Source organism: Rubrivirga halophila (assembly GCF_046845755.1).
In the GTDB taxonomy this organism is placed as follows: Bacteria; Bacteroidota; Rhodothermia; order Rhodothermales; family Rubricoccaceae; genus Rubrivirga.
In genome coordinates this window covers 3095207-3116391 of the sequence record NZ_CP177357.1, presented here as the reverse complement: position 1 = coordinate 3116391, position 21185 = coordinate 3095207, and the positions used below count along the sequence as shown (strand labels likewise).

Here is a 21185-nt window from a genome sequence, read left to right as displayed (position 1 = left end):
CCTGCGCGCCGGCCCCGTCCGGCGCGCAGGGACCTCCTGCCCTGTAACACCCCCTATTCATGAACGCACTCTACCCCACCAACAGCCGTCTTACGGTGCTGCTGGTCGGACTCTTCGCGCTGTTCAGCGCGACGGCCCCGGCCCAGGCCCAGGCGGACTGTGACACCGGGAGCGCGGAGGTCGACCTCGACGTCAACAACGTCCGCGCTACTCTTTACAACATCGGCGGCCTCTTCTGGCGAGGCGCCGGCGCTCAGTACGAGGTGCCTGCGGGCAGTGGCCTCGTCTCCATCTTCGCCTCCGGCATCTGGGTCGGCGGCCAGGTCGACGGCCAGCTCCGCTTTGCCGGCTCCACCTACGGGGCCTGGGAGTACTGGCCCGGCCCGCTCGACGCGAACGGCCAGGTCACCTCGGCGACCTGCCAGCAGTTCGACCGGTTCTGGAAGGTCAACGCGGATGACATCCTCGCCTACAACAACACGGGCGTGGCCACCACGAACCTCCAGACGTGGCCGATCGCCTACGGCGCGCCGTTCTACGTCGACGAGAACGGCAACGGCCGGCGCGACCCGAACTCGGTCGACGCCGACGGCAACGAGCTCGAGCCCCGTCAGGAGCTCGACATCGACGACGCCGGCTACGGTTCCCGTCAGCTCGACCTCGCCGCGGGCGAGCGCCCCGACATCATCGGCGACCAGGGCATCTGGTGGGTCATGAACGACGCGGGCAACTCGCACGACTGGGGCGGCACCGCGCCGATCGGCCTCGAAGTCCGTGCCCAGGCCTTCGCCTTCAGCACGGCCGACGCGCTGAACGACGCCACGTTCTACCGCTACCAGTACTTCTACCGCGGCTCGCAGCCGATGACCGACACCTACCTCGGCATCTTCTCCGACCCGGACCTCGGCAACTTCAACGACGACTTCGTCGGCTCCGACATCGAGCTCGGCCTCGGCTTCGTCTACAACGGCGACAACGACGATGACGGCGGCGGTGGCTACGGCATCCCGCCGGCCCTCGGCTACGACTTCTTCCAGGGCCCGCTCGTCAACGCCGATGGCATCGACAACGACGAGGACGGCGAGACGGACGAGGACGACGAGCGCCTCGCCATCGAGAAGTTCTTCTACTTCACCAACGGCGGCACCGTCACGTCCGACCCCGGCAACGCCAACGAGGCCTACAGCTTCATGCAGGGCTTCTGGAAGGACGGGACGCCCCTCAAGGAGGGCGGCGACGGCTATAACACGAACGGCCCGCCCGTCGACTTCGCCTTCCCCGGCAACCCGCCGGAGTTCTGGAGCGAGTACAACTCCGACGGCAACGGCGCCGTGAACACCCCGGCCGACCGCCGCTTCGGCGTCTCCTCGGGTCCGTTCACGTTCAACCCCGGCGAAATGCAGGAGGTCGTGTTCGGCATCGTGTGGGCCCAGGCCACCGGCGCGACGAGCTCCCCGCAGATCGCGTCCGTCAACAAGCTGAAAGTGGCCGACGCCACGCTCCAGAACGCGTTCGACGCGCAGTTCGCCCTCCCGCAGCCCCCCCCGGCGGTGGCGCTCGCGGCGACTGGCCTCGACCAGGAGATCATCCTGGAGTGGGGCAGCTCGACCGGTGACCTCGGCGACATCTTCAACTACGACGTCGAGAACCCGTTCGTCCCCGTCGATGCGACGGACCGGACGTACACGTTCGAGGGCTTCCGGATCTACCAGTTCCGCAACGCCTCCGACACCGAAGGCGTCCTCATCGGGGCCTTCGACCTCGACAACGGGATCACCACGATTACCGACGCCATCATCGATCCGGCGACGGGCGCGCAGCTGACGGCGGTCGTGGCCAACGGCTCCGACAACGGAGGCACCACGCTGACCCCGACGACGCTCCGCGTCACCACCGACGCGTTCAGTCAGCAGGCGCTGCGGAACGGCACGAGCTACTTCTTCGGCGTCCAGGCGTACGCGTACAACGAGGCGTCCATCGGGACCCGCGTGTTCAACGCACCGATGACCACCGTCGAAGTGCGGCCCTCCAAGGTCGGCCCGGTCACGCCGGTCGCCACCACGGGGACCGCGCTCGCCTCCCTCACGGGGGCGACCAACGTGGGCCAGGGCATCGTGGGCGCTCGCGTCGCGAACCCGGGCGCCGTCACCGGCGACACGTACGCGGTCGAGTTCTTTGAGCAGACCGCCATCGACGACCACGGCACGCCGGACGACCCGTCCGACGACACCGAGGAGGTCGTCGGGACCAACTACCGGATCGTCAACCAGACGACTGGCGCGGTGCTCTTCGACGGCGCGGCCTACTTCGCCGACTTTGGGACGCTGCCCCCGCAGACCACGGACGCGTTCCGTGCGGACGGCCTGATCTTCGACGTCCAGGGCCCCGAGAACGGGTTCACCTCGTTCGAGGTGATCGCCAACGCCGCGGGCCCGGTCTCGCCGCCGGAGTCCGGCGCGGCCGCCTTCCAGGGGTTCCCGACCCCCGGCGATGCCAACCCGACCACGGGCGTGCAGCAGACCAACGGCACGCGCTGGCTCTTCACGACCGGCAACTCGGGTGGCTACACGGGACCCTACGAGGATTTCCTCCAGCGCGTCGTCTTCGGCCGCAGCGGGACCATCCCGTTCGTCTTCCCCTTCGACTTCGAGGCTCGCTTTACGGGCACCAGCACGGCCTACCAGCGCTTCGGCGACGGCTCGCTGATCACGATCCCGTTCGAGATCTGGAACACCGGCATCGGGACGCCCGACGACACGTCGGACGACTTCCGCATGGTGCCGGCCATCCTCGACATCGACGGCGACGGCACGTACAACCTCTCGGCGTCCGACTCGCCGGTCTCGAGCAGCGACGACGATCCGATCACGGATTGGGTCTACTGGTACGAGCCCAACGACAAGACGCCGGGCGAGTCCGGCTACCTCGCGTGGGAGGCGAATGCCGCCACGGATCCGGCGAACCACGGCCACGAGTCGCTGGCTCGCACGGTGTTCGCCGGCTGGAACCTCGGGAGCGCCCCGCCCTACGCGGCGCCGTACCCCGAGGCCGGGACGATCTTCCGGATCACGACCACCAAGCCGAACCAGCCGGGTGACGTGTTCACCCTGGACACCTCGGAGATCGGCGCGATCAACACGGAGACCGCTAGCGCAGAGGACCAGGAGGCCGCACTCGACCTGATGGCCATCACGCCGAACCCGTACCGCGGGTACTCCGGCTACGAGACCGCCGGCAACGTGTCGATCGCTCGATTCGTCAACATCCCGGCGCAGGCCACGATCCGCATCTTCACCCTGAGTGGGACGCTGATCCGGACGATCGAGAAGAACAACGCGGGCCGGGCGACGGTCGACTGGAACCTCCGCACGGAGGCCGGCCTCCCGGTCGCGAGTGGCATGTACCTCATCCACATCGAGGGCCGCCGTTCGGACGGGTCGACCATCGGCGAGCGGATCCTGAAGTTCGGCGTCATCCAGCGTCGCTCTCAGCTCGACGTCCTCTAAGCCACCCCCCACCTACACCCTAGAAATCATGTACCGCACCCTCATCCTTCTGGCCGCGCTTGTCGCTTCGGCGCCTGCGATGGCCCAGGGGCGCGACGTCCCGGGTGACGAACGGGCGGGGACGGCGAGCGCGCAGTTCCTGCTCGTGCCCACCACGGCACGCACGACCTCGCTCGCCAACGGCCTCACGGCCGGTCTCAGCTCGCTCTCGGGCCTCGAGTCCCTCCAGTCGAACCCGGCCGCCCTGATGGCCAACGACGGGACCGAAGCCATGTTCAGCTACATCAACTTTGTCGCCGACGTCGGCGTCAACACGTTCGGTGTGGCCCAGAGCTTCGGGACCTCGAACATTGCCCTGTTCGTGACCTCCTGGGATCTCGGCGAGATCCCGATGACCTCGGCCGCGTCTCCGGACCCGACCTCGGTCACGTACGACGCGGCGACCTACGTGGTCGGCGCGACGTACGCTCGCCAGTTCACCGACCGGATCTCGGCCGGGATCACGGCCAAGGCCGTCGGCGAGACCATCGACGACGTCAATGGCTCGGCCGTCGCCTTCGACGCCGGCATGACCTACACGGTCGGCGAGTCGGGTCTGCAGTTCGGGGTTAGCCTCCGCAACTTCGGCACCAAGATGAGCTACTCCGGCAACGGCATCGGCCAGTCCAACCCGGTCGACGGGGCGGGCGGCAACGGCAGCTTCCCGATCGAGATCGGCACGGACAGCTACGAGCTGCCCTCGCTGCTCAACTTCGGCGCCACCTACACCCGCCAGTTCGCTGGCGACGTGTCGGTGACGGCGCTCGGCAACTTCCGGTCGAACGCGTACGACCAGCCGGAATTCGCCGGCGGCCTCGAGCTCGGCTACGGCGACCTCGTCTACGCCCGGGGCGGTGTCAACCTGACGCCGGACCAGGACGTGAACGCGGCCGAGTTCTGGAGCATCGGTGGCGGCGTCAACGTGCCGCTCGCCAGCTCTGGCATCGGCGTCGACTACGCCTTCCGCTCCATGGGCGACCTCGGCAACGTCAACCTCGTGACCGCCGCGCTCCGGTTCTAAACCGGCGGCGCTCCGACGCGACCGCTGCGGCCCCCGAGCCCTCCGCAAGGAGCCGGCTCGGGGGCCGCGCTGTGTCCGGGAGGCCCGGTGGTGCCCCCGATCCGCGCCGAGGGTGTCGGTATGTTGGGGTCGCCGGCGAGGGCCGCCGGCCCGCGCCCGTGGCGGCGCACGTGCCATGCGTTCGGACACCGCTCGATCTGCTCTGGGGCTGGCGCTCGCGGCCGGCATCGTCACGCTGGCGGCCTGCCTCGCGCCCCGCGCCAGCAGCGACGCCGACGAGCGGTTCCTGAACCTCGCCGACGGCGTCGCCTACGTCGGCGACGCGACGTGCGCGACGTGCCACGAAGAGCTCTACGCGAGCTACCAGGCGCACGGGATGGCCAACTCGCTCTACCGGCTGACGCCGGAGACGGCCGTCGAGGACTTTTCGGGCGTCGCCGTCCGGCACCCCGCGTCGGGCTTCGTCTACGTCGCCCGGCGCGAGGGCGACCGCTTTGTCCAGGAGGAGTACCGCGAGACCGGCGAGGGAACAGACCACCGGCTCGTCCGCGAGATGACGTACGTCGTCGGCAGCGGGTCGGCGGCGCGGACCTACCTCAGCGAGGAGAACGGGCGCCTCTACGAACTGCCCCTGACGTGGTACACCCAGGCCGACGACGGCGCCGGCCGCTGGGGCCTCAGCCCCGGCTACGAGGACCAGAACGTCCGCTTCGACCGCACCATCCCCGACCGGTGCATGGCCTGCCACAACGGGACCTCGGAGCCCGTCCCCTTTGCCGACGGCAAGTTCGCCAGTCTGGCCGACGGCATCGGTTGCGAGCAGTGCCACGGCCCCGGCGAGCTCCACGTCGAGGCCCGAACGGCGTCGGAGCAGGCGCCGGACTCCGTTGACGTGACGATCGTCAACCCGAAGTGGCTGGCGACCGACCTCCGGCTCGACGTGTGCCAGCAGTGCCACCTCAACGGCGAGGTGTCGGTCCTGCGCGAGGGCGAGTCGGCGTACAGCTACCGGCCGGGGCGCCCGCTCTCGGCGCACCGCGCCGTGTTCGCGCTCGTCGGCGACGACCCCAACCGCGTCAGCGTCATCTCGCACGCCGACCGCTTGCGCGAGAGCGCCTGCTTTATCGCCTCCCCGGCGATGGACTGCACGACGTGCCACAACCCGCACGAGGGCTTCCGCGACAGGGGCCCCGAGGTGTTCAACGCGACCTGCCAGACGTGCCATGCGCCCGACGCGCTGGCGGCCGAGATGCCGACGCCCGACCTGCAGACGCAGCACCTCCCCGAGGCCGACTGCTTCGCCTGCCACATGCCCGAGGTCTCGGCCGACGACGTGCCCCACGCCTCGTTCACCGACCACAAGATCCGCGTCGTCGGCGACGACCAGATCGTGGGGACGCAGACCGAGGGGACGCTAGCGCCGTACTTCGAGGCCGACCGCGACGGCGGCGTCGAGGAGGGGATGGCGTACGTGATCTACGCGCGGCAGGGGGGCGGCGCGGCGTCGTTCCGGCGCGGCGTGTCGCTGCTCGAAGAGCGGCTGGCGGAGCGGCCCCAAGCGGGCGAGGCACAGTACCTGCTCGGCTACGCCCGCCTCCAGACCGGACGCGCGGCGGCGGCCATCGAGCCGCTGCGCAAGGCCCTTGAGGTCGGCGAGAACCCCGAGCGCCTCAACGCCCTCGCGCAAGCCTACGAGCAGGCCGGCCGGCCCCCGTCCGAAGCGCTGAGGCTGTACCAGCGCGCGCTCGTGCTCCAGCCCGCGGCCGCCGACGTCCGCGTCAACTATGGCCGCCTGCTGGAGGCGCAGGGCCGTCTGCCCGAGGCGGTCGGCGAGTACCGCAAGGCGATCGCAGAAGAGCCGTGGCTGGCGCAAGCGCACGTGCTCTTGGGCGGCGCGCTCGCCAAGGGGGGCGATCTGGCCGGGGCCACGGCCGCCCTCCGCGCGGCCATCGAACTGGAGCCCGGTCAGGCTGACGCCCTCACCAACCTCGCCGTCCTGCTCGCCCAGCAGGGCGACGTCGCCCGCGCCGCCCGCCTCTTCCGCCGCGCCGTCGAGGCCGACCCGCAGAACGCGAACGCCCAGGCCAACCTCGCGCTCTACTACCTCAACGAGGGCCGGGCCGAGGACGCCTTGCGGCACGCCCAGCTGGCGCTCGGCCTCGACAGCGGTCAGGGCACCGCGCTCCAGGTCCTGGAAATCTTGCGCCAGTCTGCCGGCTGAGTCCGGCGCGGAGCGCTGCCGAGAGCGAATGGCGCGAGCCATCCTACTGCGTCCCCTCTCCCACGGGGAGAGGGACAACCGCCAGGTCGGCGCAGCCAGGGTGAGAGGCGCCTCGTCGCTTATGCGCCATCCGAGCACCGCCGTATAGATCCCCGCCTGTGCGGGGATGACTCTTGGAGGAAGTCACGCTCCGCCCTACAGCGTCATCCCGCACCCGAAGGGAAGGCACCAACCAACGGAGGTGAGGGGTCTCAGCGCGGTCCTCTCGCCCATCCCTCCGCTGGTCGCGACTCGGAGGCTTGCGCTGAGATCCCTCGCAAGCTCGGGATGACGTGTTCTGGGAGGGTCGGGATGCTCCCCAAACAGTTCCTCAGGATGACGCCACAAGGGGCCCGTGTGTCTCTCTACAGAGCAGCAGGGAGGCAACACCTCTACGCGGTCCCTCTGGTCGCCGCGCCCCTCGCCCTCAGGGTTGGCCGTGAGCCTCTAGCTCCGGCACCGGCAGACCCGCCAGATCCGCCGCGATCCGCGCCGCGTGGATCCGGCCGTTCTCGATAAACCACCGGCTCGTCGCGTACCCCCCGCACACCGTCCCGGCCAGGTACACGCCCGGCCGCGTCGACTCCATCGTGGCCTCGTCCACGACCGGCGCGCGCTCCGGCCCCGCCAGCTCGACGCCGAGCGCCTCCAGAAACCCGAAGTCGGGGTGGTAGCCCGTCATCAGCAGCACGGCGTCGGCCGGGATCTCGTCGGCCCCGCCGGGCCCCGCCAGCCGGACCGTCCCGGGCGTGATCTCCTGGACCGTCGTCTCAAAGCGGGCGGCGATCGAGCCCTCCTTGATCCGGTTGAGCAGGTCGGGCCGGATCCAGTACTTCACGCTCGTCGTGATCTCCGTCCCGCGCACCACCATCGTCACGTGGCCACCGTGGCGGAAGATCTCCAGCGCCGCCTTCGCCGCCGAGTTCTTGGCCCCCACCACGACGACGCGCCGCCCGCTGTACGGGTACGGCTCCTTGTAGTAGTGCGAGACGTGGCCCAGGTCGTCGCCCGGGATGCCGAGCCGGTTCGGCTGGTCGAAAAAGCCCGTCGCCACGGCGACCGCTCGCGCCCGGTGCGCGCCCTTCGACGTGCGGACGACAAAGTCCCCCCGCTCGCCGTCGACGCCCAGCACGCGCTCGCCCAGGCGCACGTCGAGGCCTTCGCGTTGGGCGACGGCGCGGTAGTAGTCGATCGTCTCCTCGCGGCGCGGCTTGTAGTACGTCGTCGCGAGGGGGTGCCCGCCGATCTCGAGCAGTTCGGGCGTCGAGAAAAACTCCATCTGCGTCGGGTACCCGACGAGCGAGTTCACCAACGCGCCCTTCTCAACGACGCGCGCCGTGAGCCCGGCGCGCTCGGCTTCGAGCGCGCACGCCAGCCCGATCGGGCCGGCGCCGACGACGAGGAGGTCTACGGGGGCGGTCTGCGTGTCCATGCCCTACCAACCGGGCCCCGCTGGCGGGGTTGCCCGCGCGCCGTCAAGAGTCCGGGGAACGCGCTACGGCGCCGCCGGGCGGTGGGGCGGAGGTTCACCACCGGCCCCGTCGCCGGCCGCCGCACCCGGCGGGGGAGGGGAGGTAGCGCGGCGCTGGCGGAAAAAGGCCCGCAATAGATCCGCCGCCCGGTCCGCCTCGACGCCCGAGACCGTCGGGATCTGGTGGTTGAGGCGCGTATCGCCGGGGATGTCGTACAGCGTCGACGCCGCGCCGGCCTTCTCGTCGAGCGCCCCGAAGACCAAGCGGTCGAGCCGGGCCCAGACGAGCGCGCCGGCGCACATCGGGCACGGCTCCAGCGTGACGTACAGCGTGCAGCCGGTCAGAAACTTGGTGCCGAGCGTCTGGCACGCCGCCGAGACGGCCAGCATCTCGGCGTGCGCCGTCGGGTCCGCCAGCCGCTCCACCTGGTTGTGCCCGCGCCCGACGACCCGGTGGCCCTGGACGACGACGGCGCCGACCGGCACCTCGCCGGCCTCGTACGCGCGCTCGGCCTCGGCGAGCGCCTGCCGCATCCAGCGGCGGTCGGTGTCGAGAAGGGACGCGAGGGACACGCGAGTGATGGGTGATGAGAGAAAGGTGATGAGCGGGACGAGGTTGTGAGTGATAGACCGCAGGGCCCATCACTCATCACCCGTTACCCATCACTCCGCGACAAGGGCATCGTCATGCAGCGCGGCCCGCCGCGCCCGCGCGAGAGCTCGTTGCCCGACAGCCGCACCGCGATCCGCTGGTCGGTGAGCGCCGCCGAGTCGCCGTAGAAGTCCAGGAAGTGCTCGGCGTCGACGACGTGGAAGCCGTGCTCGCGGAGGGCGTCGTAGGTGGCCCGGTTGCGGTCGTAGCCGACGACGAGCCCGGGCCGGAGCGCGAACAGGTTGGCCCCGTCGGTCCACTGCTCGCGGCGCTGGCGGACCAGGTCGTCGCCGCCGCAGCGGACGAAGGTGTAGTCGCGCCCCGTCGTCTCCACGAGCGCCTGGTGGACGTTGCGGCACGGCCGCAGGCGCAGGTCATTCGTGTCGCCGTCGACGGCCTCGATCACGAACGTGTGGTCTTGGCCGTCCTCGATGATGGGCGGGAATTCGACGCACGTGTCGGCGTCGGCGAAGGTGAACACGGTGTCGAGGTGCATGCAGTACCGCGCCTTGGGGAGGTTCACCATGATGACGTGCTCGACGGCCGTCCGCTCCAGCAACTCGCGCGCGACGGCCAGCACGCCGCCCAGGCTCGTCCGCTCGCTCTGCCCGATCATCACCACCCTCTCGTCGACCACGAGCAGGTCGCCGCCCTCGAACGAGACCTCCTCGGGCAGCTCGATCACGTTCTCGCGGACGTCCGCGAAGCGGGGGTGATGCGTGTAGATCGTCTGCATGATGACGCTCTCCGGCGCGCGCGCCGCCGTCGCCGCGTGGCTCAGCAGCACGTGGCCCCCGACGACGGCCGACAGGTCGCGCGTGAACAGCAGGTTCGGGATCGGCTGCGCGGTCACCGGGAACGGGGCCTGCCCGGTCGTGGCGAAGCGGAGGAGCGCCTCCGGCTCGAGCCCCTTCAGCTCCGACTCGTAGGCCTCGAAGTTGCGGTACGGCATCCGCTCGATGAGCCGGTCCACGAACGCGGTCCGGGCGTCGGCCTGGGCGAACGCCTCGCGCAAGAGGTCGGTCACCTGGAGGACGGCGTCGGCCGTCCCGACGACGGCCTGGAACAGGCGGATCAGCGTCGCGTGCTCTTCGCGCGCCTCTTCGACGAACAGGATGTCGTCGAACAGTAAGTCCTCGGCGTTGTCGGGCGAGACGAGCCCCATCTCCTCGCCCGGCGTGTGGACGACGACCTGCCGGAGGGGCGCCGTTTCGGAGGCGACGTGGAACGGGGCGAGGGCGGTGTCTGCGGACATCGGGCGGGGCGCGGGCGGGGGGGCGCAAGCTACGAGGGCGTCCCTCATGCTCCAGACGGCCCCGCGCGCTAGCGCCCCGCCTTCTGGCGGATCAGCTCCACGAACCGCAGCACCGCTGCGACCACGACCAGCACGAGCACGACCTTCACGACGAGCCCCAGGAGCCACCCGGCCATCTTGAGCACGAACGCGAGCGCGCCGAACGCGGCCACCAGCACGATGGCGACCAACAGGATCTGGAGCAGGCGCTGGATCAGCATGGGATCGGCTAGAACGTGAACGCTTCGCGGGCGACGATGGGGCCGCCACTCGACGGCCGGCCGCCGCTCACCACGATTCGGCTGCCAGCGAAAATAGTTGCGATGTGGCCCGACCGCGGGACCGCGAGCGCGACCTCCGGAGGGACCCGGAACGTGCGGCGCGCCCCGGCCGCGTACACCTCGAAGCTGCCGAGCGTGGTGCCGTTGGCGTCGAGGCCGCCGCCGACGAGCGCGAGCCCGTTGCCGAGGTCGACCGCCGCCGCGTCCGCCCGCGGCGTCCGCGGGCCGCTCACCTCGGCGACGCCGATCGAGAACGGGAGCGCCCCTGCGGGCGCCGACCGCCAGTCCAGCGCGAGCGTCAGGCCGCCGTCGGCGGTCAGCCCGGTGACGACGGCCGAGGCCGGGCCCGTCTCCGCCAGCGCCACGCCGGTCAGCGCCGGGAAGCCGCCCGCGCCGCCCGCTGGCGTCAGCCGCTCGAGCCGGACGCTGGCGCCGGCCGGGACCACGCGGTACACGTCGACCGTGCCGGAGGCCTCGAGCCCGCCGGTCACGGGCGTGACCCCGCCGAACAGCGTCACGTACGTCTCGCCGCCGACCACGACGGTCTTGGCCACGTGCCCCGCGCGCGCCGGGAACGCGTCGCCCGCCACGGAGACGGGCCGGGCCACGCCCTTCGCGTCGACGAACTCGGGCTCGCGCACCAACTCGCTGCCGACCTCGGGCGCGGCGGTCGAGGCGCCGCCGAGCAAGAGGGACCCGCCGGCAACCGCCGTGGCGGTGTGCCTCGCGCGGGGGCGCAGCAGCGCGATCTCGCGCGTGTCGACAAACGGCCCGTCCACGAACTGCACCGACGCCGACGCCAGCGCCGACCCGGACGCGCCCGCCCCGCCCGAGACGAGCACGCGGTTGCCGGAGAAGGCCGAGACGGCCGCGGCGGTCCGCGCCGATCCGTCGTCCGGGGTCACGAGAGCGGAGGGCTCGAGCGGGAGGTACACCGCGTAGAACGTGTCGCGCTCGACCTCCCCTTCGCTGTTGGTGACCGTGAAGTCGAAGGCGTTGAGGCCGAGCGCGAGCGACCGGGCGTACACGAACGCGCCGGCCGTCGAGTCGAAGTCGACGTCCTTGTCGCGGATGCGGAGCGAGACGGCCCCGCTCGGGCCGGTCGGCTCGAACCGCACGCTGATCGCGGGCTGGAGGAAAACGACGCTGAGGTCGGGCGACGTCAGCACCAACTCCGACTGGCCCGAGTCGATCGGGACGCGGTCGCAGGCGACGAGGGCGACCACCGCGAGGCAGGCGAGGGCGAGACGGCGCACGGGCTAGAAGGTGGGGGCGTCGTAGTCGACGCGGTCGAGGACGAGGCCGTGGGCGGGCGCGGCGGGCCCAGCGGCGCGGCGGTCGCACGCGGCGAGCACGTCGGCCAGCGAGCCGGGCGCGCGGCGCCCACGGCCGACCTCGACGAGGGTACCGACGAGGGCCCGCACCATGCCATGCAGAAAGCGGTCCGCCTCGACCTCGAACTGCAAGTCGCCCGGCCGCTCGCCCGCGCGCCACCGCGCGCGTGTCAGATGGCACGTCCGGTTGAGGGTCTCGGACTTGGTCCGGCAGAACGACGAGAAGTTGTGGCGCCCGAGCAGCGTCGCCGCCGCCTCGTTCATCGCCTCGAGGTCCGGCGCCGGGCGGAAGAACACGCGCGTGCGGCGGTCGAGCGCGCGGGGCTGGGTCGTGGCGTGGTAGACGTACCGGCGGCGGCGGGCGTCGAACCGGGCGTGGAACCCGTCGGGCGCAGGCTCGGCCGCCAGCACCGCGATCGCGTCGGGCAGCAGGCCGTTCAGCGACGCCCGCAGCCGGTGCGCGTCGGGCCGCTCGGCCGTCTCGATGTGGGCCACCTGGCCTCGGGCGTGGACGCCCGCATCGGTCCGCCCCGAGCCCACGACGGCGACCGGCTCGCGCAGCGCCGTCGCCAGTGCCGCCTCAAGCGCTCCCTGGACGGTCACCGTCCCGGGCTGGACCTGCCACCCGGAAAAGTCGGTGCCGTCGTATTCGATCAGGAAGCGGGTGGTGGGCAACGGGGGACGGGGGACGGGGGACGGGGGACGGGGGACGGGGGACGGGGGACGGGGGACGGGGGACGGGGGACGGGGGACGGGGGAGAGCCCGGGCGCTCGAAAAGTTCCGTCCCGCCCTCAACGCGGCCGCTTGCGCCAGCGTGCGCGCCGGACCGGTGGCGCGGGCCGCCAGTCGGAGGCACCTTCTCTTCCGCTGTTCCGCTGTTCCGCTCTTCCGCTCTTCCGCCCGTGCCCCCTCGCGTCTACCTCACCGGCTTCATGGCTTCCGGCAAGAGCACCGTCGGGCCGCTGCTGGCGGACCGGCTGGGCTACCGGTTCGTCGACCTCGACTGGCTCATCGCGGCGCGCGCGGGCCGGTCCGTGGCCGACCTGTTCGCCCAGGGCGAGGGCGTCTTCCGCGCCGCCGAGGCCGAGGCGCTGAGAGAGACGGCCGGGGGCGAGGGGCTCGTCGTGGCGACTGGCGGCGGCGCGCTCGCCCAGCCCGGCAACCTGATGGCGGCCCGAGCGGCGGGCCCCGTCGTCTGGCTCCGGGCCTCTATTCCGACCGTGCTCGCGCGCGTGGGCGATGGGAGCGGGCGCCCCCTGCTTCTCGACGGCACGCGGCCGCTGGCGCCCGCCGCTCGCGAGGCCCGCGTCCGCGACCTGCTGGCGGCGCGCGAGCCGTTCTACGCCCAGGCCGACCTCGTCGTCGAGGCCGACGGCGCCGCGGACACGGTCGCCCGCGACATCGCCGAGGCGCTGGCCGGCTGGCGCGGCGCCGTGGGGCGGTGAATGGCTGGAGACGGGTGGAACTCGGGCACCACACACCGGACGACGTCCCCTCTCCCCGTGGGAGAGGGACAGGGTGAGGGGTCTGGTCGCAGATTCACCGACGACCGCCCCACCGACTCACCGGCTCAGGCGAAACGAGCGGCGGTGGTGCGGACTCGGCCCGTGCGCCGCGAGCGCGGCGTAGTGCGCCGCCGTCGGGTAGCCCTTGTGGCCGTCCCAGCCGTAGACGGGGAAGTCGCGGTGGAGCGCCACCATCTGGGCATCCCGCGTCACCTTCGCGACGACCGACGCCGCTGCGATCGATAGGCTCTTGGCGTCGCCCTTGACGACCGTTTCCTGCGGGCACGGCGCGTTCGGGATGGCGCGGTTGCCGTCGACCAGCAGCACGTCGGGCGCCGGCGCCAGCGCCAGCGCGGCGCGGCGCATGGCCTCCATCGACGCCCACAGGATGTTGAGCTCGTCGATCTCAGCCGGCGAGCACGTCCCGACGCCGACCGCCAGCGCCTCGCGGTGGATGAGTGGCACGAGCGCCTCGCGGGCGGCGGGCGTCAGCTTCTTGGAGTCGTCGAGCCCCGGGAGGTGGGCGTCGGCGGGCAGGACGACGGCGGCGGCGACGACGGGCCCGGCCAGGCACCCGCGCCCGGCCTCGTCGAGGCCCGCGACAACCGCGCGGCCGTCGGACCAGTGGGCGCGTTCGAGGGAGAGGTCGGGCATGGGAGCGGGTTGGGCGGAGCGCCAGCCTACCGCCAGAGCGCCCGTGAACGGGCCAGGGTTGCTCCACGCCGCGAAACCTTCTATCTTCGCCCTCGTCTAGAGATCGATCTGGCGCGCGAACCCTACCGACGCGGCGCGAGATCGAAGGCCCGGGGTCCCAGCCGTCGCAGCGGAGCGAGGCGCAACAGACCGCTCGACCCCCGGCCCCCACGTTCCTGCCGTCGATCCGGGCGATTCCCGACGACGGCTCCGGCACTCCGCGGCTTCGCGCCGCCGACGCCTTCCGAACGCCTACGGCCCGGGCTCCGCCCGCGCCCCCTCCTGTTCCCCGGACCCGCGCGGCATCTGCCGCGCGCCCGACCGCGCCGCACCGGCGCGCCCCCCTTTTCGCCAGCCCGCCACCTCATGGCACGCAAGACGAGCGCGACGGCCGACGCCGACGCCCCCGAGGCCAAGACGACGCCCAAAAAGCGCCGCTCCCGCGCCCACGTCATCGACCTCACCGACACCGGATCGAACGGCTCCAACGGGAGCACGCCCGAGCCGGCCGCCGAGGCCCCCAAGAAGCGCTCCTCGCGCTCCAAAGCCAAGCCCAAGGCCGAGCCCACCCCTGACGCCCCGGCCGACGACGCCAAGGCCGGCGACGCGGAGAGCGCGCCCCCCAAGCGCCGCCGCCGCACCCGGGACGCCGAGCCCGTCGCCTCCAGCGACAAGCTCGACGAGGCACCCGACACGTCCGGCGACGCGCCCGCCAAGGGCCGGTCCGACAGCACGAGTGACGCCGACTCGGACGACGAGTCCGGCGGCCGGCGCCGCCGCAAAAAGCGGGGCCGCAACAAGGGCAACGACAACAACCCCAACAGCAGCGGCAACAGTGGCGGCGGCCACCCCGGCGATCCCTTCGAGGGCATGCTGGAGCTGATCGGCGACAAAAAGTTCGGGTTCATCCGCGAGATGTCGACGTCGCTCGCCAAGGGCGACAACGACCCGTTCATGCCGCCGCCGCTCATCCAGAAGCACAACCTGCGCGACGGCGTCCACGTCAAGGGCGTCATCAAGCCCGGCCGCAAGGGCGCGTGGCAGGTGACCGAGGTGACCGAGGTGATGGGCCAGGCCCCCGAGGAGTGGGCCGAGACGACCGACTTCGACGAGGGGCTCGTCATCTACCCCGAGGACAAGCTCACCATCGTCAGCGGCCCGGACGACCTGTCGATGCGCGTCATCGACCTGGTGTCGCCGCTCGGCAAGGGCCAGCGGGCGCTCATCGTGGCGCCCCCGCGCGCCGGCAAGACGTTCATCCTCAAGGGCCTCGCGGCCGGGCTCGCCGAGAACCACCCCGAGGTCAAGCTCGTGGCGCTGCTCATCGACGAGCGGCCCGAGGAGGTCACCGACTTCCGCCGCAACACGGCCTGCAACGTCTTCGCGAGCTCGAACGACGCCGGCGAGGACAACCACGTCCGGGTGGCCACGCTGGCGTTCGAGTACGCCCGGCGCTTGGTCGAGCAGGGCCACGACGTGGTCATCCTGCTCGACTCGCTGACGCGGCTCGGCCGGACGTTCAACTTGTACGGCGGCAACTCCGGCCGCACGATGTCGGGCGGCCTGGACGCCCGCGCGCTGCTCATGCCGCGCAAGATCTTCGGCTCGGCCCGCAACATCGAGAACGGCGGATCCCTCACGATCATCGCCACGGCGCTCGTCGAGACCGGCTCGCGGATGGACGACGTCATCTTCGAGGAGTTCAAGGGGACCGGCAACTCCGAGATCGTGCTCGACCGCGACCTCTCCGAAAAGCGGATCTACCCGGCCATCAACATCAAGCGCTCCGGCACCCGCAACGAGGAGCGGCTCGTCCCCGACGAGATCGCGAACGCCCGCAACCTCTTGCTCCGCGCGCTCAACAGCCGCTACCCCGACGAGGCCATGCAGGCGCTCCTCAAGCAGCTCCAGATGAGCCCCTCGAACGAGCAGATGCTCCTCGACCTCATCCCGGAGTAGCCCGACCGATCCACCGACCCGAGGGGGCGTCGCACCACGCGGCGCCCCCTTTTTTGAATGGGTGACCGGCGGCGGCTACCGCGTATGACCGTCACTCGGTGGGAGGAGGAGCGCCAGCAGGGCCTTCGATTCGTCTCAGGGCTCTGTCTGGGCCGATGGTGCAGAAAAATTCGGGCGCCGAGGTTATGTAGTCGGCCGCTCGCGGGTCTATGGGGAGACAGCCGCGCCGCGCCATGTCCGACTTCCGCCCCGGCATCGAGCTCCACGAGCCCGAGGTCCCCGAGGTCCGCACCGACTATGTCCCCATCCGCGAGCGCCCCGAGGGCGATCGGCCGCGCGAGAAGCTGCTGGCGCGCGGGCCCGGTGCGCTGTCCGACGCCGAGTTGGTCGGGCTGGTGTTCGGGAGCGGGACGCGCGTCGGCGGGCGGAGCGTCTCGGCCGTCGAGCTCGGGCAGGCGCTGTTGAAGGCGTACGGTTCGCTGGCGAAGCTGGCGCGGCGCGACGCGAGCCAGGTGGCGCAGGCGACAAAGGGCGTCGGCCCGGCGAAGGCGGCGCAGCTGGCGGCCGTCTTCGAGATCGGGCGGCGCGTGGAGGCGGCCCCGCCCCAAGACCGCGTCCAGGTCCGCAGCCCGGCCGACGTGGCGGCGGCGTACGGCCCGCGCCTGCGCGATCTGCCCCGCGAGGTGTTCGTCGTCCTCCACCTCAACACCTCGAACGTCGTGACGGCCGAGTACACGCTGACGACGGGCGGGCTGGCGGCGTCGATCGTGGAGCCGCGCCAGGTGTTCGAGCGGGCGATTCTGGAGCACGCCGCGTCCATCGTGTGCCTCCACAACCACCCCTCCGGCAACCCGGAGCCCAGCCGTGAGGACGTCGCCATCACCAAGCAGCTCTGCGACGCCGGAGCGGTGCTCGGCATCCCGGTCCACGACCACGTCATCATCGCCGGCCGGGGGTACACGTCGCTCGCGGAGCGGGGGCTGATGGGTGGGTAGGGAGGCAAGAGCGCAAGAAACCAGGAGCGCAAGAGAGAGCCATGCTCGACCGCGTCAATCAGCTGGAGACGTTTGAGCGGGCGTACCGTGCAGCGATGGAGCTGTATCGGGCGTCGCGCTCGTGGCCGAAGGAGGAGCGGTACACGCTGACGGACCAAGTCCGCCGGTCGTCGCGAGCAGTCTGTGCCAACATGGCGGAGGCGTGGGCAAAGCGCGCCTACCCCCGCCACTTCGCTAGCAAGGTGACCGCTGCCCACGGCGAGGCGGAAGAGACCCTGACCTGGATTCGATTCGCCGAGCGCTGCGGATACCTCGACGCGGCAGATGCCGATCGACTGGCGGCCCGATACCGCCAAATCAACGCAGGCCTCATCCGGATGGGAGCGACGAAAGACCAGTGGTGCCCTCCAGCCTCGATACGACTCGGCCCACACGCTTGACGTGACGCTCGCGCCAGCAGGCCCCTGCATCGCCTACCCACTCTACCCGCTCTCCGGCGCCTCACCCTACCTTCACGCCACATCCGCCCCCCGCCCGATGCAGATCCTCGACCCCGCCGAGCGCTACGACGTGTGCATCGTGGGCTCCGGCGCTGGCGGCAGCATGGCCGCCAAGGTGCTGGCGGAGGGCGGCGCGAAGGTGGTCCTGCTGGAGGCGGGCGGGAGGTGGACCGTCGAGGACGACGCCGAGATGCTGACGTGGAACTACGAGTCTCCGAGGCGCGGCGCCAGCACCACGAAGCGGCCCTTCGGCGAGTTCGACGCGTGTGACGGCGGCTGGGAAATTGAGGGCGAGCCGTACTCGGCGGCGGAAGGCACCGACTGGCGGTGGTGGCGCGCGCGGATGTTGGGCGGCCGCACGAATCACTGGGGCCGGATCTCGCTCCGCTTCGGGCCCGACGACTTCCGCGGCAAGACGCTCGACGGCTACGGCGACGACTGGCCCATCGGCTACGGCGATGTCGCGCCGTACTACGACAAGGTCGACCGGCTCGTCGGCATTTTCGGCTCGCGCGACGGCTTCCCGAATGAGCCCGACGGCGTCTTCCTGCCGCCGCCCGAACCCCGCTGCTACGAGAAGCGCGTGATGCGCGGGGCCGAGTCGATCGGGATCCCCGTGCTGTCGTCGCGGCTGTCGATCCTGACCGAGGCCAAGCCGGAGCAGGGTCGGTCGGCGTGCCACTACTGCGGGCAGTGCAACCGGGGCTGCTCGGTCGGCGCCAACTTTTCGGCGGGGCGCGTGCTGCTCGATCCCGCGCTGGAAACGGGCAACCTGACCGTCGTTACGGGCGCGATGGCGCGCGAGGTGCTCACCGACGCCGAGGGCCGCGCGACCGGCGTCTCGTACGTGGATGTCGGGACTCTGGAGGCGTACGAGGTGCAGGCCGACATCGTGGTGCTGGCGGCGTCGGCGTGCGAGTCGGCGCGGCTGCTGCTGAACTCCAAGAGCGCACGCCACCCGAACGGGCTGGCGAACTCGTCGGACGTGGTCGGCCGCTACGTGATGGACACGGTCGGTGCGGGGGCCTCGGCGTTCGTCCCGGCGCTCGCCAACCAGCCGGCCCACAACTGCGACGGCGTCGGCGGGATGCACATCTACATCCCGTGGTGGCTCCACGACCAGCACGCCTCGCTCGACTTCCCGCGCGGCTACCACCTCGAGACGTGGGGCGGGCGCGGAATGCCCGGCTTCGGCTACGGCTGGGGCATCGAGAACAGCAACGGCGCCTGGGGCGAGCGCCCACGCGGCGGCGGCGGCTACGGCGCCCAGCTCAAGGACGACTACCGCCGCGTCTACGCCGCGCGCGTCGGCTTCGCGGGGCGCGGCGAGATGATCGCCCGGGCCGACAACCGCTGCTGGATCGACGGCGCCTCCGTCGACCGCTTCGGCATCCCGACGCTCACCTTCGACGTGACGTGGGGCGACGAGGAGGTCCGCCAGGCCCGCCACATGCAAATGGCCGCTCGCGAGCTCTTGGAGTCCATCGGCGGCGAGATCGACGAGATGCCGACCGAGGAGACGCAGTTCGGCATCTCGAAGCCCGGCGAGATCATCCACGAGGCGGGCGTGGTCCGCATGGGCGCCGACCCCGCAAGCTCGGCGCTCAACGGCTTCTGCCAGGCGCACGACGCCGACAACGTGTTCGTGGTCGACGCGGCGCCGTTCGTCTCGCAACCCCACAAGAACACGACGTGGACGATCCTCGCGCTCTCGTGGCGCGCGGCCGACTACATCTTGGATCAGCGCAAGCAGCGGGCGATCTGAGGGATGCGGGATGGAGGCATGGAGGCATGCGCATCCCACCCTCTGCCCATCCCTCTTCCGTCCCGGATCCCTCCATCCCTCTCCCGCCATGGCCCCGATCACCCGCCGCGACGCCCTCCGTCGGCTCGCCGTCGCCGCCGCCGCGCCCGCCCTGCTGGCGGCCTGCCGGGGCGAGGACGTGGCCGGCTCCGCGATGCGCCACGCCGCGAGCGGGGGCGCCATGCAGCCCGCCATCGGTGCCACGCCGACGTTCTTCACGCCCCACGAGTTCGAGACCGTCCGCACACTCGCGGGGATCGTCCTGCCCGCCGACGACCGGGGCCCGAGCGCGGCCGAGACCGGCACGGCCGAACTCATCGACTGGGTGATGACTGACGAACTGCTCGGCGACCCGACCTCGCGGCAGACCTTGATCCGCGGCGGGCTCGCGTGGCTCGACGCCGAAGCGCGCGACCTCGGCGCCGACTCGTTCCTGACGGCCACCGACGCGCAGCAGCGCCAGCTCTTGGACCGGATCGCCTACCCCGAGACGGCGGCGCCGGAGGACCAAGCGGGCGTGTCGTTCTTCAGCTTGTTCCGCAACTACGTCGCCACGGGCTACTTCTCCAGCCCCCAGGGCATTGAGGACCTCGGCTACCTCGGCAACGTCGCCCGGAGCGAGTGGACCGGCTGCCCCGACGACGCGAATGGGTACGCCCTGGCCTGACCCGACGGCGGCGGTCGCCGTCGGGCCGGGCGGTGCCTAGCGGAGGACGCCCCGGTAGTCCAGCGCGCCCTGGCCGGAAAACTGGATCGAGCCGGTAAAGCTCTGACCCGCCGTGTTGTTGGAGAGGTCGCCGAAGAAATTCGAGGACGTGAACGTGGAGCGGAACGTGATCGACCCGTTGCTCGGGTTGCCGTCCGCCAGCGTCCAGGCGTAGGCGCCCGAGGTGGCGTCGTAGGTGGCGCCGACGATGAGGTTGCCGGAGACCGTCACCTGGCCGGTCGAGGTGACGACGAGCGGGTACGTGCCGCCGTTGCCCCACGTCCCGCCGGTCCCGCCGAAGCGGGACTGGCCGGTGTATGAGCCGGCCCAGTCGGCGACGGTCGCCGCTGGCGTGCCGCCGCCGCTGCCGCCGTTGTCGTCGTCGAGGTCGGCGCTGTCGCAGCCGAAGGCGGCGATGGAGAGGGCGAGGGCGAGGAGGGGAGCGAGGTGGAAGGAGCGAGTCATGAGGACAGCGGAGGGGGGAAAAGGGGACGAGGCGCGACGGCCTCACCCCAGACCGCACGGCCCCTCCCCCGAAGCGGACATATCCCTTACATTTTTCTATCTGCTGCCTAACGATGGGGAACGCCGACCTTACCGCCCTGCTCTCGGACTTCGACGCGGGCGACCGCGCGGCCGTCGACGCCGTCCTGCCGCTCCTGTACGGGGAGCTCGAGGCGATGGCGCGGCGGCACCTCCGCGCCGAGCGCGACGGCCACACGCTCGACACCGCCGCGCTCGTCCACGAGGCCTACTTCAAGCTCGTCGACCAGACGCGCGCCAACTGGCGGAGCCGGTCGCACTTTCTCGGGGTCGCCTCGATCGCGATGCGCCGGATCCTGGTCAACTACGCGCGCGACCGGCGGGCGGCGAAGCGGGGCGGCGGCGAGGCCGCGGTCACGCTCCACGACGGCGAGGTCGGGCGCGTCGCGCGGGCGGACGACCTGCTCGCGCTCGACGAGGCGCTCGACCGGCTCGCCGCGCTCGACGCGCGGTCGGCCCGCGTCGTCGAGATGTGGTTTTTCGGGGGCCTCGCCCAGGCCGAGATCGCCGAGGCGCTCGGCGTCTCCGAGAAGACCGTCCGCCGCGACTGGCAGTCCGCCAAGGCCTGGCTGAGCCACGCGCTCCGGGCCGCCCCGCCCGACGAGCCGTCGCCCAGATGAC

At 71.5% G+C, this 21185-nt stretch carries 18 protein-coding genes; 10 read left to right on the top strand and 8 right to left on the bottom strand.

The features are described 5' to 3' along the window. Positions 1 to 59: 59 nt before the first annotated feature. The 3 genes from ACLIRP_RS13600 to ACLIRP_RS13590 all read left to right on the top strand — a co-directional run bounded on the left by ACLIRP_RS13600 (position 60) and on the right by ACLIRP_RS13590 (position 6787). The gene (locus ACLIRP_RS13600; protein ID WP_412061006.1) at positions 60 to 3506 is read left to right on the top strand and encodes a T9SS type A sorting domain-containing protein; all 3447 of its coding nucleotides are present in this window, start codon (positions 60 to 62) and stop codon (positions 3504 to 3506) included. Between the two features lie 28 nt (positions 3507 to 3534). After that, positions 3535 to 4566 carry a PorV/PorQ family protein gene (locus ACLIRP_RS13595; protein ID WP_412061005.1) on the top strand — a complete coding sequence of 344 codons (1032 nt, stop codon included), beginning with the start codon at positions 3535 to 3537 and terminating at the stop codon, positions 4564 to 4566. 175 nt (positions 4567 to 4741) lie between these two features. Next, on the top strand, positions 4742 to 6787 hold the full coding sequence (locus tag ACLIRP_RS13590; protein ID WP_412061004.1) for a tetratricopeptide repeat protein: 2046 nt from the start codon (positions 4742 to 4744) through the stop codon (positions 6785 to 6787). Between the two features lie 466 nt (positions 6788 to 7253). Here ACLIRP_RS13590 and ACLIRP_RS13585 read toward each other — a convergent pair whose 3' ends face one another. From ACLIRP_RS13585 to truA, 6 genes are all read right to left on the bottom strand, one after another. Further along, positions 7254 to 8258: a YpdA family putative bacillithiol disulfide reductase gene (locus ACLIRP_RS13585; protein WP_412061003.1), complete on the bottom strand. Its 1005-nt coding sequence runs from the start codon at positions 8256 to 8258 to the stop codon at positions 7254 to 7256. Positions 8259 to 8321: 63 nt separating this feature from the next. After that, on the bottom strand, positions 8322 to 8870 hold the full coding sequence (gene tadA, locus ACLIRP_RS13580; protein WP_412061002.1) for a tRNA adenosine(34) deaminase TadA: 549 nt from the start codon (positions 8868 to 8870) through the stop codon (positions 8322 to 8324). A gap of 83 nt (positions 8871 to 8953) precedes the next feature. Beyond that, positions 8954 to 10204 carry an arginine deiminase family protein gene (locus ACLIRP_RS13575; RefSeq protein WP_412061001.1) on the bottom strand — a complete coding sequence of 417 codons (1251 nt, stop codon included), beginning with the start codon at positions 10202 to 10204 and terminating at the stop codon, positions 8954 to 8956. 68 nt (positions 10205 to 10272) lie between these two features. Continuing rightward, positions 10273 to 10464, bottom strand: coding sequence for a hypothetical protein (locus ACLIRP_RS13570; RefSeq protein ID WP_412061000.1), 192 nt, complete (start codon positions 10462 to 10464; stop codon positions 10273 to 10275). An 8-nt stretch (positions 10465 to 10472) separates the two neighbouring features. Continuing rightward, complete coding sequence (locus tag ACLIRP_RS13565) at positions 10473 to 11780, bottom strand: hypothetical protein (RefSeq protein WP_412060999.1); 1308 nt, start codon at positions 11778 to 11780, stop codon at positions 10473 to 10475. A gap of 3 nt (positions 11781 to 11783) precedes the next feature. After that, positions 11784 to 12533: a tRNA pseudouridine(38-40) synthase TruA gene (truA, locus tag ACLIRP_RS13560; RefSeq protein ID WP_412060998.1), complete on the bottom strand. Its 750-nt coding sequence runs from the start codon at positions 12531 to 12533 to the stop codon at positions 11784 to 11786. 228 nt (positions 12534 to 12761) lie between these two features. On the opposite strand from truA, the gene ACLIRP_RS13555 reads away from it, so the two are divergent. Then, the gene (locus tag ACLIRP_RS13555; protein ID WP_412060997.1) at positions 12762 to 13304 is read left to right on the top strand and encodes a shikimate kinase; all 543 of its coding nucleotides are present in this window, start codon (positions 12762 to 12764) and stop codon (positions 13302 to 13304) included. Between the two features lie 117 nt (positions 13305 to 13421). Here the strand turns inward: ACLIRP_RS13555 and ACLIRP_RS13550 are convergent, their stop codons facing one another. Continuing rightward, positions 13422 to 14018: a ribonuclease HII gene (locus ACLIRP_RS13550; RefSeq protein WP_412060996.1), complete on the bottom strand. Its 597-nt coding sequence runs from the start codon at positions 14016 to 14018 to the stop codon at positions 13422 to 13424. A gap of 405 nt (positions 14019 to 14423) precedes the next feature. On the opposite strand from ACLIRP_RS13550, the gene rho reads away from it, so the two are divergent. The 5 genes from rho (at position 14424) to ACLIRP_RS13525 (ending at position 19982) form a co-directional block, all read left to right on the top strand. Continuing rightward, positions 14424 to 16016 (top strand): transcription termination factor Rho, encoded by a 1593-nt coding sequence (gene rho, locus ACLIRP_RS13545; RefSeq protein WP_412060995.1) that lies wholly within the window; start codon positions 14424 to 14426, stop codon positions 16014 to 16016. A 233-nt stretch (positions 16017 to 16249) separates the two neighbouring features. Beyond that, a complete protein-coding gene (radC, locus tag ACLIRP_RS13540) occupies positions 16250 to 17011 on the top strand; it encodes a RadC family protein (protein ID WP_412060994.1) in 762 nt (253 codons plus the stop codon). 41 nt (positions 17012 to 17052) lie between these two features. After that, complete coding sequence (locus ACLIRP_RS13535; RefSeq protein WP_412060993.1) at positions 17053 to 17451, top strand: four helix bundle protein; 399 nt, start codon at positions 17053 to 17055, stop codon at positions 17449 to 17451. A 97-nt stretch (positions 17452 to 17548) separates the two neighbouring features. After that, complete coding sequence (locus ACLIRP_RS13530) at positions 17549 to 19276, top strand: GMC family oxidoreductase (protein WP_412060992.1); 1728 nt, start codon at positions 17549 to 17551, stop codon at positions 19274 to 19276. An 88-nt stretch (positions 19277 to 19364) separates the two neighbouring features. Then, on the top strand, positions 19365 to 19982 hold the full coding sequence (locus tag ACLIRP_RS13525) for a gluconate 2-dehydrogenase subunit 3 family protein (protein WP_412060991.1): 618 nt from the start codon (positions 19365 to 19367) through the stop codon (positions 19980 to 19982). A gap of 36 nt (positions 19983 to 20018) precedes the next feature. Here the strand turns inward: ACLIRP_RS13525 and ACLIRP_RS13520 are convergent, their stop codons facing one another. After that, positions 20019 to 20486 (bottom strand): hypothetical protein, encoded by a 468-nt coding sequence (locus tag ACLIRP_RS13520; RefSeq protein WP_412060990.1) that lies wholly within the window; start codon positions 20484 to 20486, stop codon positions 20019 to 20021. A gap of 113 nt (positions 20487 to 20599) precedes the next feature. On the opposite strand from ACLIRP_RS13520, the gene ACLIRP_RS13515 reads away from it, so the two are divergent. Continuing rightward, positions 20600 to 21184, top strand: coding sequence for an ECF-type sigma factor (locus tag ACLIRP_RS13515; RefSeq protein WP_412060989.1), 585 nt, complete (start codon positions 20600 to 20602; stop codon positions 21182 to 21184). Position 21185: the final 1 nt, after the last annotated feature.

Bases quoted from the DNA above. Each gene is read 5' to 3' on its own strand.
- ACLIRP_RS13600 (WP_412061006.1), top strand. From the start codon at position 60: ATGAACGCACTCTACCCCACCAACAGCCGTCTTACGGTGCTGCTGGTC.
- ACLIRP_RS13595 (WP_412061005.1), top strand. From the start codon at position 3,535: ATGTACCGCACCCTCATCCTTCTGGCCGCGCTTGTCGCTTCGGCGCCT.
- ACLIRP_RS13590 (WP_412061004.1), top strand. From the start codon at position 4,742: ATGCGTTCGGACACCGCTCGATCTGCTCTGGGGCTGGCGCTCGCGGCC.
- ACLIRP_RS13585 (WP_412061003.1), bottom strand. From the start codon at position 8,258: ATGGACACGCAGACCGCCCCCGTAGACCTCCTCGTCGTCGGCGCCGGC.
- ACLIRP_RS13575 (WP_412061001.1), bottom strand. From the start codon at position 10,204: ATGTCCGCAGACACCGCCCTCGCCCCGTTCCACGTCGCCTCCGAAACG.
- ACLIRP_RS13570 (WP_412061000.1), bottom strand. From the start codon at position 10,464: ATGCTGATCCAGCGCCTGCTCCAGATCCTGTTGGTCGCCATCGTGCTG.
- ACLIRP_RS13550 (WP_412060996.1), bottom strand. From the start codon at position 14,018: ATGCCCGACCTCTCCCTCGAACGCGCCCACTGGTCCGACGGCCGCGCG.
- rho (WP_412060995.1), top strand. From the start codon at position 14,424: ATGGCACGCAAGACGAGCGCGACGGCCGACGCCGACGCCCCCGAGGCC.
- radC (WP_412060994.1), top strand. From the start codon at position 16,250: ATGTCCGACTTCCGCCCCGGCATCGAGCTCCACGAGCCCGAGGTCCCC.
- ACLIRP_RS13535 (WP_412060993.1), top strand. From the start codon at position 17,053: ATGCTCGACCGCGTCAATCAGCTGGAGACGTTTGAGCGGGCGTACCGT.
- ACLIRP_RS13530 (WP_412060992.1), top strand. From the start codon at position 17,549: ATGCAGATCCTCGACCCCGCCGAGCGCTACGACGTGTGCATCGTGGGC.
- ACLIRP_RS13525 (WP_412060991.1), top strand. From the start codon at position 19,365: ATGGCCCCGATCACCCGCCGCGACGCCCTCCGTCGGCTCGCCGTCGCC.
- ACLIRP_RS13520 (WP_412060990.1), bottom strand. From the start codon at position 20,486: ATGACTCGCTCCTTCCACCTCGCTCCCCTCCTCGCCCTCGCCCTCTCC.
- ACLIRP_RS13515 (WP_412060989.1), top strand. From the start codon at position 20,600: ATGGGGAACGCCGACCTTACCGCCCTGCTCTCGGACTTCGACGCGGGC.